General features: G+C 69.5%; 6 protein-coding genes. All 6 read left to right on the plus strand.

Annotation, left to right across the window (positions count from 1 at the left end):
- Positions 1–180: 180 nt before the first annotated feature.
- Entirely contained in the window at positions 181–2,019 is a 1,839-nt protein-coding gene (gene aspS / locus J6U32_RS15285) for an aspartate--tRNA ligase (RefSeq protein ID WP_208791082.1), read from the plus strand.
- Positions 2,020–2,192: 173 nt separating this feature from the next.
- A complete protein-coding gene (locus J6U32_RS15290) occupies positions 2,193–5,690 on the plus strand; it encodes a DUF2126 domain-containing protein (protein WP_208791083.1) in 3,498 nt (1,165 codons plus the stop codon).
- Positions 5,687–8,443, plus strand: coding sequence for a circularly permuted type 2 ATP-grasp protein (locus J6U32_RS15295; protein WP_208791084.1), 2,757 nt, complete (start codon positions 5,687–5,689; stop codon positions 8,441–8,443). The genes J6U32_RS15290 and J6U32_RS15295 overlap by 4 nt, the downstream gene beginning before the upstream one ends.
- On the plus strand, positions 8,440–9,408 hold the full coding sequence (locus J6U32_RS15300; RefSeq protein WP_208791085.1) for a transglutaminase family protein: 969 nt from the start codon (positions 8,440–8,442) through the stop codon (positions 9,406–9,408). The genes J6U32_RS15295 and J6U32_RS15300 overlap by 4 nt, the downstream gene beginning before the upstream one ends.
- A gap of 112 nt (positions 9,409–9,520) precedes the next feature.
- Positions 9,521–10,693, plus strand: a complete 1,173-nt coding sequence (locus J6U32_RS15305) for a hypothetical protein (RefSeq protein ID WP_208791086.1) — start codon at positions 9,521–9,523, stop codon at positions 10,691–10,693.
- Positions 10,694–10,700: 7 nt separating this feature from the next.
- Positions 10,701–12,086 (plus strand): replication-associated recombination protein A, encoded by a 1,386-nt coding sequence (locus J6U32_RS15310; protein WP_208791087.1) that lies wholly within the window; start codon positions 10,701–10,703, stop codon positions 12,084–12,086.
- Positions 12,087–12,165 lie beyond the last annotated feature (79 nt).

The raw sequence follows: 12,165 nt of genomic DNA on the forward strand, positions 1-12,165 counted from the left end.
GGCCACAGCGTAACGAGACGAACCACCCGGATCGGGTCGAACAGTTCGAGACTCGCCGACGCGCAGCCGTGCGCGACAACCGCCCGGGCGGTGGCCGCCAGCGTGCGGTGGACGCCTACGATTGTCACGGGCCGACGCGCCCACCGTTCTCGACGTCTCCACCCCTGAGGAAGGACCTTCGTGCTCCGCACACATCTCGCCGGTTCCCTGCGCCGCGCCGATGCCACGCAGACCGTCACCGTCGCCGGCTGGGTCGCCCGCCGCCGCGATCACGGGGGCGTGGTGTTCATCGATCTGCGTGACAGCTCCGGACTCGTGCAGGTGGTCTTCCGGGACGAGGCGGTCGCCGCGGCCGCGCACCGGCTGCGCGCCGAGTACTGCATCGCCGTGACCGGTGTCGTCGAGGTGCGCCCCGAGGGCAGCGAGAACCCCAATCTGCCGTCGGGTGAGATCGAGATCAACGCCGGGCACCTCGAGGTGCTCAACGAGGCGGCGCCACTGCCGTTCCAGCTCGACGAGAACCCCGGTGAGGAGACACGCCTACGCCACCGGTACCTCGACCTGCGCCGCGAGGGTCCCGGATCGGCGCTGCGGCTGCGCTCGAAGGTCAACGCCGCCGCCCGCGGGGTGCTGCTCGCCCGCGACTTCGTCGAGATCGAGACCCCGACGCTGACGCGCTCGACCCCTGAGGGCGCCCGCGACTTCCTGGTGCCCGCGCGCCTGCAGCCGGGCTCGTTCTACGCGCTCCCGCAGAGTCCGCAGCTGTTCAAACAGTTGCTGATGGTCGCAGGCATGGAGCGGTACTTCCAGATCGCGCGCTGCTACCGCGACGAGGACTTCCGCGCCGATCGTCAGCCGGAGTTCACCCAGCTCGACGTCGAGATGAGCTTCGTCGACCAGGACGACGTGATCGCGCTCGCCGAGGAGATCCTCGTCGCGTTGTGGCGCCTGATCGGGGTGGAGCTGACCACGCCGATCCCGCGCATCACCTACGCCGAGGCGATGCGCCGTTTCGGCAGCGACAAACCCGACCTGCGTTTCGACATCGAACTCGTCGAATGCACCGAGTACTTCTCCGAGACGCCATTCCGCGTGTTCCAGGCGCCGTACGTCGGTGCGGTCGTCATGCCCGGAGGAGCCTCGCAGCCGCGACGCACCCTCGACGCCTGGCAGGAGTGGGCCAAGCAACGCGGAGCCAAGGGCCTGGCCTACGTGCTCGTCAACGACGACGGCACCCTCGGCGGACCGGTCGCCAAGAACCTCTCCGACGCCGAACGTGACGGTCTGGCAGCACATGTCGGGGCCGCGCCGGGCGACTGCGTGTTCTTCGCCGCCGGGCCCGCGAAGGCGCAGCGAGCGCTGCTCGGCGCCGCGCGCTCGGAGATCGCGACCCGGCTGGGACTCATCCCGGCACCGGGCGAGCCGATCGACCCCGCGACCGCGGACTGGGCCTTCACCTGGGTCGTCGACGCGCCACTGTTCGAGCCGGCCGACGAGGCGAGCGCCGCGGGTGACGTCGCCGTCGGCTCCGGAGCCTGGACCGCCGTGCACCACGCCTTCACCTCACCCACTCCGGAATCGCTGGAGCACCTCGAATCCGATCCCGGTGCGGCGCTGGCCTACGCCTACGACATCGTGTGCAACGGCAACGAGATCGGTGGCGGATCGATCCGTATCCATCGCCGCGACGTACAGGAACGGGTCTTCGAGATCATGGGCATCGGGCCCGAGGAGGCACAGGAGAAGTTCGGCTTCCTGCTCGACGCCTTCGCCTACGGCGCCCCGCCACACGGCGGGATCGCCTTCGGCTGGGATCGCATCACCGCGCTGCTCGCGGGCGAGTCGTCCATCCGTGAGGTCATCGCGTTCCCCAAGTCCGGTGGCGGCGTCGACCCGTTGACCGACGCTCCTGCGCCGATCACCGCACAGCAGCGCAAGGAGTCCGGTATCGACGCCAAGCCCGCACCGAAGAAGGGGCCCGACGCCCCCGCTCCCGGGTCGGCCGAGCCCACGGCCTGACCGCCGACCCCGGCGGCCGCCCATCCGGAGTGGCCGTCGGGGTGAGCCCGATCGCACGACGGGCGCACAGGTCACATCTGTGATGTGATTTTCCGCAGGCGGGACCCGCGGTTCACGGACACCTGTGGCGCCCGCACCCGCGCCGAGGTGACGTGAAAGGTAGGTGGGCTGCTGTGACCATCAAGGTCGCGCTGGAACATCGCACGAGCTACGCCTTCGACCGGCCGGTGAAGATCTTCCCGCACGTGGTCCGGCTGCGGCCGGCACCGCATTCGCGGACGCCGATCGAGGCCTACTCGTTGAAGGTCGAACCGGGTGAGCACTTCCTCAACTGGCAGCAGGACGCGTTCAGCAATTACCTTGCGCGACTGGTGTTCCCGGAGCCGTCGACGTCGTTGACGATCACCGTCAGCCTGCTCGCCGATTTGACCGCGATCAATCCGTTCGACTTCTTCATCGAGGATTGGGCCGAGCACTACGGATTCGACTACCCCGAGGATCTGAAAGAAGACCTCGAGGCCTACCTGCGGCCGGTCGGGGTCACCGAGGGTGAATTCGCCGGCGCGCCCGTCCATCCGGCGATCGCCGAGTTCGCCGCCGCGCACCGGCCCACCTCGAGGATCCGGGTGATCGATTTCCTCGTCGGGCTGAACCAGGCGGTGCAGCAGGCCGTCGGCTACACGGTACGTCTCGAGCAGGGCGTGCAGAGCCCCGAGTACACCCTGTCCAGCGCGATCGGATCGTGCCGCGACTCGGCGTGGCTGCTCGTGGCGCTGCTGCGCGAACTGGGGCTCGCCGCCCGATTCGTCTCCGGCTATCTCGTCCAGTTGACCTCCGACATCCGGTCGCTGGACGGACCGTCGGGCCCCGACGCCGATTTCACCGACCTGCACGCGTGGACCGAGGTGTATCTGCCCGGCGCCGGGTGGGTCGGCATGGATCCGACATCGGGACTGTTCGCGGGGGAGGGACACATCCCGCTCGCGGCGACCCCGAGTCCCGGTGCCGCCGCACCCATCACCGGATCGACCGGTCCCTGCCACGCCACCCTGGACTTCTCCAACACGGTCACGCGATTTCACGAGGACCCGCGGGTCACGTTGCCCTACACGGCCTCCCAGTGGGATCGGGTCTGTGAACTCGGTGCCCGCGTGGACGCGACGATGGCCGAGAACGACGTCCGGCTCACCATGGGTGGCGAACCGACCTTCGTCTCCATCGACAAACAGACCGATCCGGAGTGGACCACCGCCGCCGACGGCCCGCACAAACGACTACTCGCCTCCGACCTCGCCGAGCGCCTGCACCGCGACTACGCCCCGACCGGGCTGGTCCAGCGCAGCCAGGGCAAGTGGTATCCCGGAGAGCCCTTGCCGCGCTGGCAGATCGCGATCATGTGGCGCACCGACGGGCAGCCGATCTGGGATCGGCCGGAGCTGCTCGCCGATCCGTGGTCGAGCCCCGCGCGCGCCGCCGAGTCCATGGCCATCGAGACCGCGGGCCCGGTGCCCACCGCCGAGGGTGCCGAACGCGCCCAGAAGTTGTTGCTGACCTTCGCTTCCCGTCTGGGCGTGCCTTCGTCGCAGGTGATGCCGGCCTTCGAGGATCCGTTGGTCCGCATGCGCGAACTCGCCGCGCTGCCACCGGGTGACCCGGGAACCGACCCCACAACGCCCACCGCACGCGCCTTCGCGCGAGCCGAGGCCGCCGTCGAGATCGACGACCCGGAGACCGACCTCGAACCGCCCGCCGACTCGACCGCCGCGCGCCGGGAACTGCTCGACCGGCTCGACGCCAACGTCGTGCACCCGACGGCGTATGTGTTGCCGCTGAGCCGATCCGAGGACGAAACCGCCTGGCACAGCGCGCGGTGGACCACCCGACGCGGCCGTCTGGTTCTGACCGCGGGCACCTCCCCGGCGGGACTGCGGCTGCCGCTGAACTCGCTGTCGTGGGGGCCGGCTCCCGCGGTGTTCGTGTCCGATCCGTCGGCGCCTCATGAAGCGTTGCCCGACAAGGCCTCCGACGACCTGGGCTTCACCGTGCTGGAGATGGACCCGGCGCAGTTCGTGCCGCGTACCGCGGTGGTGGCCGAACAGCGCGGTGAGACCCTGTTCGTGTTCATCCCCCCGACCGCGGCGCTCGAGGAATACCTCGCGATCATCGAGATGATCGCCGACGCCGCCGAGGCGACCGGCACCGCCGTGGTCATCGAGGGCTACGGCCCGCCCGCCGACCCGCGTCTGACCACACTGACCGTCACCCCCGATCCGGGGGTGATCGAGGTCAACATCCAGCCGACGTCGAGTTTCGCCGAACAATCGGAGTTGTTGGAGTCGCTCTACGATCACGCGCGCCGAGCCCGGTTGGGCACCGAGACCTTCGACCTCGACGGCTCGCACGGCGGTACCGGCGGCGGCAACCACATCACACTCGGCGGTCCCACGCCGGCGGATTCGCCGTTGTTGCGCCGCCCGGACCTGCTGGTGTCGATGTTGACCTACTGGCAGCGCCATCCGGCCCTGTCATATCTGTTCAGCGGCAAGTTCATCGGCACAACCTCGCAGGCGCCGCGGGCGGACGAGGGGCGCGAATCGGCGCTCTACGAACTCGAGATCGCCTTCGCCGAGATCGATCGGCTCGCCGAGAAGACACCGGTCCCGGTCAAACACGCCAAGGGCGAGCCGCACGCGCCGACGGTCGGCGTGGCGCCGAACCCGTGGGTGACCGACCGCGCCCTGCGTCATCTGCTCACCGACATCACCGGCAACACCCACCGCGCCGAATTCTGCATCGACAAGCTCTACAGTCCCGACTCGGCGCGCGGCCGGCTCGGGCTGCTGGAATTGCGCGGATTCGAGATGCCCCCGCATCACCGGATGGCGATGGTGCAGTCGCTGCTGGTGCGTTCGCTGGTGTCCTGGTTCTGGAAGCAGCCCTATCGGGCGCGGCTGATCCGGCACGGCGCCGATCTGCACGGCAAATACCTGTTGCCGCACTACATCATCGCCGACATCGCGTCGGTCGCCGAGGAACTGCGCGAGGCCGGCTATCCGTTCGACACCGCGTGGCTCGACCCGTTCACCGAGTTCCGCTTCCCGCGACTCGGGACGGTGCAGATCCGCGATCAGGAGATCGAACTGCGGGGCGCCATCGAGCCGTGGAACACGCTCGGCGAGGAGGCCACCGGCACCGGCACCGCACGCTATGTGGACTCCTCGATCGAGCGGGTCCAGGTACGCGTCGCCGGAGGCGACGACGATCGATACGTGTTGACCTGCAACGGTTTCCCGGTTCCCCTGCGCGGTACCGGCCGGGCCGGTGAGCGGGTGGCGGGTATCCGGTTCCGGGCCTGGCAGCCGCCGAGTGCGCTGCATCCGACGATCAGCATCGACACCCCGCTGACCTTCGATCTCGTCGACACCGTCAACGGCCGCTCGGTCGGCGGTGCCACCTATCACGTGGTGCATCCGGGCGGGCGCGCCTACGAGCGGCCGCCGGTGAACGCGGTCGAGGCCGAATCGCGCCGTAACGGCCGGTTCGAGGCCACCGGACACACCACCGGCACCCTCGACACCGGGCTGTTGCGGGAACGGTTGGCCCGGGCCGCCATCGACGCCGGGGTCCCGGCGATCCTCGACCTACGTCGGGCACGTACAGTTCTCCGGTGACCGATTCTGCGGGTGGCCCACTGCCCGCGGTGTTCGACAGGTATCGCTCCGACGGCTACGCGCTGTTCGATCTCGCACAGATCGACGAGGGGGTCCTGCGCGCCGCAGCCGGCCCCATCCACCATGACGAGATGCTCGACGTCGGCGGCGCGGTGCGTCCGGCCTGGGACGAGCTGGTGGCCGGCTACGGCATGCGCGGTGACGAGCGGTTGCGGACCGCCGCCGCCCGTCTGGCGTCGGCAACCCGGGACGAGGGCGTGGTCTACAACGCCGTGCAGGGCAGCACGACCGTCGCCCGACCGTGGTCGGTGGACGCCGTCCCGCTGATCATCGACGGCGTCGAGTGGACGGCCCTGGAGAAGGCGATCACCCAGCGCTCGATGCTGCTGGATCTGATCCTGCGCGACCTCTATCGCGACCAGCGACTGATCACCTCCGGGCTGATCCCCCCGGAGATGGTCTTCGCCCATCCCGGATACGTCCGCAAGGCCGCGCGCCTGGAGGTCGCCGGTCCACACGCTCTGTTCCTGCATGCCATCGATCTCGTCCGGCTGACCGACGGACGTTTCGTCGCCCACGCCGACCGAACGCAGGCACCGTCGGGAATCGGTTTTGCGACCGTCGACCGTCGACTGGTCTCCCGGACCTTCCCGCAACTGTTCCAGTCGTGCGCACCGCGCCCCATGGCGACCTTCGCCGGGACGCTGCGCCTGGCGCTGTTCGACTACGCACCGCCCGGGGTCGACGACCCGACGGTGGCCGTGCTCAGCCCCGGCAGCATGTCCGAAACCGCGTTCGACCAGGCGTATCTCGCGTCGATGCTCGGCTTTCCGCTGGTGGAGGGTGCCGATCTGACGGTGCGTGACGGTGCGGTCTACATGCGTTCGCTGGGCCGCTTCAAGCGGGTCGACGTGCTGCTGCGCCGCATCGACGCCGCGTACTGCGATCCACTCGACCTGCGCACCGACTCACGCCTGGGCGTCGCCGGTCTCGTCGAGGCGATCTCGCGGGGCACGGTGACCGTCGTCAACACCCTCGGCAGCGGTGTCTGCGAGAACCCGGCCCTGCACACCGTCCTCGAGGCAGCCGCGCCGATGCTGCTCGACGAGGAGTTGGCGCTCGGGTCGATCCCCACGTTCTGGGCGGGTGAGGAGCTACAGCGATCCAAGGTGCTCGCCGAGCTGGCCGTTCTGTCGGTGACCAATGTGCGCACCGGCGAGGAGTTCGTCGGTCCACTCACCGATGCGCACACCCGCGACGACCTCGCGCGCCGCATCACCGCGCACGGCGCGGAGTGGGTCGCGCGCTCGCTCGAGGCGTACTCGGTGGCGCCGACCATCACCCCCGGGGGAACCGGGCGCCCGGGCGCGGTCCGCGCCGCGCCGGTCTCGGTGCGTGCCTTCAGCGTCGCGCAGGGCCCGACCTATGCGGTGATGCCCGGCGGACTCGGGTCGGTGCTGGCCGACGGGATCGGCGGGGCCGCGCTGCAGACCGTGGCCGCCAAGGACGTCTGGGTGACCAACCCGGAGGTCGGCGGTCATGTCTCGCGTCGTTCGGAAACCCGAGGGGAGCCGGCCGAAGAGGTCATCGAGATCCGCTCGCCGCGCCCGTCGGCGGCCGAGTACGTCGACACCGCCGTCGCGGCGAGCCCGCGCGTGCTCTCCGACATGTTCTGGTTCGGCCGCTACGGCGAGCGGACCGAACTGGTGACACGCCTGACGAAGGTCGCTCGCGAACGATGCCAGGACTTCCAGTACCGGCCGTGGATGCAGGGCACCTCCGCGGTTCCGCTGTTCCTGCACGCGGTGGCCACGGTCACCGGTACCGCCGAGCACCTGCACACCGCCGACCTGTTGGTCGACGACGGGCAACGCTCGCCCGAGCAGGTCAACGCCGCGATCATGCGTATCGCCGAACTCACCGTCGACGCGACGGTGCCGGGCACCGTCGCCTTCGCCGTGGACCGGCTCGTCGCGGCGGCCCGCGCGGTGCGTGATCAGATGTCGACGAGTACCTGGATGGTGCTGACCTCGATGGAACGGGCGGTGGAATCGCTGGCCCGGCAGGTGGCCAGGTCCGCCGAGGTCGACCAGACCACCGGCGCGCGCACCGCGGGCATCTTCGGCGACGCATCGCTGGATCTCGGACCCGACCTGGCCCGCACGCACGAGGACATCATGCACGGGGTGCTGGGGCTGGTCGGGTTGCAGGCCGAGTCGATGGTCCACGACGCGGCGTGGCTGTTCATGGACGTCGGACGCCGGATCGAACGGGTCATCACCCTGGCCGATCTGACCGCGGCGCTCTTCGAAACACCCCACGAGACCGCCGTCGAACAGGCGCTGTTGGAGTCCTACCTGATCGCCGGCGAGTCGGCGGTGATCTACCGCAGGCGCAGCCGTGGCCTCTACCGACTACTCCCGGTGGCGCAGTTGTTGCTGTTCGACGAGACCAATCCACGCGCGATGATCTACCAGCTCGACCGCATGCGCGCCGACCTGAGCGACCTGCCCGACGCCTTGCGGTCGGCGGCTGCCGAACGACTCGTCGAGGAGATGACCGCCGAACTGCGGCGTATCGATCCCGCCGATCTCGGCGCCGTCGGTGACGACGGCAGGCGCGGTGACCTCGTCGAACTGATGACCACCCTGCGAGAGGGTTCACGCGAGTTGTCGGAGGTGCTGGCGCGCAGCAGGTTCGCGCTGCCACGCCCGGCGCAGCCCATCTGGGGCTTCGGGAGAGGTGACACATGAGCAGCCCCCAACCCGAAGCGCCGACGACCCGTCGCTACCGGGTGACCCACCGCACCGTCTACACCTACGACGCGGAGGTTTCCTCGTCGTACGGGCGGTGCTACCTCATCCCGCGTGACCTGCCGCATCAGCGGGTGTTGCGCAACGATGTCAGCGTCGAACCCGAACCGGACGATCGTTCGACCGGACTCGACGTGTACGGCAACACCGACACCTACTTCCACGTGCACACCCCGCACACCGAACTGGTGGTGACCGGTATCTCCGACGTCGAGGTCGATCCGATCGATCCCGGCCTGATCGTCAGCCCCGCGGCGCGGGCGCCCTGGGAGCAGGCCCGCCCGGCGAGCCTCGGCCCGCAGCTTGCGACGGAGTTCACCCTCGATCTCGATCCGCCGGAGATCACCGAGGCGGTCACCGAGTACGCGGCCACCGTGTTCACCCCGGACCGGCCGCTCATCGAGGCGGTGACCGATCTGACGACCCGCATCTACCGCGACTTCACCTACAAATCGGGATCGACGGCGATCAGTACCCGCGTCGACACCGTCATGGCCCGCCGCGAAGGTGTGTGCCAGGACTTCGCCCGCGTGGCCATCGCCGCGCTGCGTTCGGTCGGGCTCGCCGGCCGCTACGAATCGGGGTATCTGGCGACCGACCCGCCCCCGGGGCGCGAACGTATCTTCGGTGCCGACGCGAGCCACGCCTGGGCTGCGGTCTGGCTCCCCGACGGCCGCTGGCTGCCTTTTGATCCGACCAACGACAAACTGGTCGACGAGCGGCATGTCACCGTCGCCTGGGGTCGCGACTACGACGATGTGCCGCCGCTGCGCGGGGTCATCTACACCGATGCCACACGCAGCGAGATCAAGGTATCGGTCGACGTCAGCCCACTCGACGAGGGCTCCGACGCGCCGCCGGCCCCGACCCGGCCGGGCGTCGCCGCCGACACCGGATCCGCGTGAGGATCGGCGAGGCCCGATACCGCGCGTATGTGCTCGGATGTCCCCCGATCGGTCACGAATCCCCAACGGCCGGTGACGACTGTCGGTGGCATTCGGTACCGTGGGGGATGCCATGACGGTCATCACAGAAAGCCGCATCACCAGCGTGGTGCGTGCCGCAGAGGCCCTGTTGTCGCATCGAGCCGGTTCGCCGGTCGTGCTCGCCGAACCGGAGGATCTCGGAGGAAGCGGGCGCACCATCGTGGTGCGCGTACGCGTCGCCCAGAACCCCCTGTCGATGGACCGCACCCTCGTCATCAAAGCGCTCCCCGAACACGAGGATCCGCACGCGTTTCACCGCGAGATCGCCTCGTACAAGTACGCGACGGCGCTGCCCACCGAGTCCCGACCGGGGCCCCAGTTGATCGCCTCCGACCCGGACGTGCGGCTGATGGTGCTCTCCGACCTCGGGCGCGGCAATGCGATGACCACCCTGCTCGGCGGTGTCGACGTCGTCGAGATCTCCCGCGCGGTGAGCGCGTGGGGTCAGGCGCTCGGTCGCATGCACGCGGCCACCGTCGGCGGCGAGGTCGACTTCGATGCCCTGGTCCGCCGCGGGCCCTCCGGCACCGAGGGGCGCGACCTGCTCGGCGAGGAGGCCCGGCGTGCGGTCCGGATCGCCCGGTCGCGAGCCGGTGACCTCGGGGTCGAGATGGGCTGCTCGGTCGGCGCCGCGCTCGAGGGTGCGTGCACCCTGTTCGACGAGGGCGATCATCGTGCGTTCAGCCCGTCGGATGTGGGTCCGGAGAACATCCTGCTCAACGAGGCCGGCGTGCAGTTCATGGACTACGAGTGGGGTGGATTCCGCGACGCGACCCTCGACATCGCCTATGCGCTCGTGACCTTCCCGGCGCAACTCGGCCCGCACGCACTCGAACATCGCGACCAACTCGAGACCGCGATGGTCGACGCGTGGCGTTCGGAGGTGCACACCATCTGGCCGGCGCTGCGCCGAGACGGCGATCTGCAGCGCAAGCTGGTCGTCGCCCGGTTGCTGTGGGCGTGGCTGTCGACGGTGTGGCTGCTGCCGGAGGAGGACACCGACGTCGCATCGCCGGACCCGGCAGGTCCGCAAGAGTTCGACACCGCCGACCACGCGCACGACTGGGCACTGCATTCCAACGATCCGCGCGTGATCGTCGCGAGGTGGTCGGATCTCGCCGCGTCCGCGCGGTCGGTCAACGCCGACGTCGCCGATTTCGCTGCCGCGATCGGCGTTGCGTTGCACCGGGTCTGGCTGTCCTGACGCGGGAATGAACGGACTTTTCGACACTCCCGATCCCGCGTCACCCTGCAGCGGACCCGCCGTCGGCGTCTCGGCGCCGCTCGCCGTCCGGATGCGGCCCCGCTCACTCGACGAGATCATCGGGCAGACCCATCTGCTGGGTTCGGGGTCGCCGTTGCGTCGACTCATCAACGGTTCCGGTGCGGCGTCGGTGCTGCTCTACGGCCCACCGGGCACCGGCAAGACCACCATGGCGTCGCTGATCTCCACCGCGGCCGGCGGGCGGTTCGAGGCGCTGTCGGCGCTGTCGGCCGGGGTCAAAGAGGTGCGGGCGGTCATCGAGGTGGCCCGCCGACGACTCGTCGACGGCGAGCAGACCGTTCTGTTCATCGACGAGGTCCATCGCTTCTCCAAGACCCAGCAGGACGCGTTGCTCGACGCCGTCGAGAACCGGATCGTGTTGCTGGTGGCTGCCACGACGGAGAATCCGTCGTTCTCGGTGGTCTCGCCGCTGCTGTCGCGCTCGCTGGTGCTGCGGTTGCGGTCGCTGACCGACGACGACATCCGCGAGGTTCTTCGCCGGGCGGTCACCGACGAGCGCGGTCTCGGCGGGGCGGTTCGCGTGACCGACGGCGCCTACGATCACCTCGTCGCGGTTGCCGGTGGCGACGCCCGGCGCGCGTTGACGGCCCTGGAGGCCGCCGCCGACGTCGTGTCCCAGGATCGGTCCGATCCCGATGCGCAGGGCGACGCGAGCGAGATCCCGGCGGTGGATCTCGCCGACGTGGAAGCGGCCATCGACAAGGCCGCGGTGCGCTACGACCGCGACGGCGACCAGCACTACGACGTCACCTCGGCGTTCATCAAGTCCATCCGCGGGTCCGACGTCGACGCCGCACTGCACTATCTGGCGCGGATGATCGCCGCGGGGGAGGACCCGCGATTCATCGCGCGGCGGCTGATGATCCATGCCAGCGAGGACATCGGGATGGCCGACCCGATGGCCCTGCAGACCGCTGTTGCCGCCGCGCAGGTGGTGGCGCTGGTCGGGATGCCCGAGGCGAAACTGGCTCTGACACAAGCCACCATCCATCTCGCGACCGCACCGAAGTCGGCGGGCGTCGTCGGCGCGATCGGAGCCGCGCTGGCCGACGTCGAGGCCGGGAAGGCCGGCGCCGTACCGCCTCATCTGCGGGACAGCCACTACGCCGGCGCGAAGAAGATGGGCAGCGGCGTCGGCTATCGCTATCCGCACGATGACCCCGATGGTGTTGTGCCGCAACAGTATCCGCCGGACGAGCTGGTCGGTGTCGACTACTACCAGCCGACCGACCACGGCTTCGAACGCGAAATCGGGCCGCGGGTGGGCAAATTGCGATCGATCATTCGGCGGGCAACCTCGAAGCGACGCTGATTCGCGGACCGGTTCTGACCGCAATGGTTCCTACCGTCGTCGTCACAGGGGATCTCCCCACCGAGACGAGCCGAAGGAA

Source organism: Gordonia polyisoprenivorans (assembly GCF_017654315.1).
Classification (GTDB): Bacteria; Actinomycetota; Actinomycetes; order Mycobacteriales; family Mycobacteriaceae; genus Gordonia; species Gordonia polyisoprenivorans_A.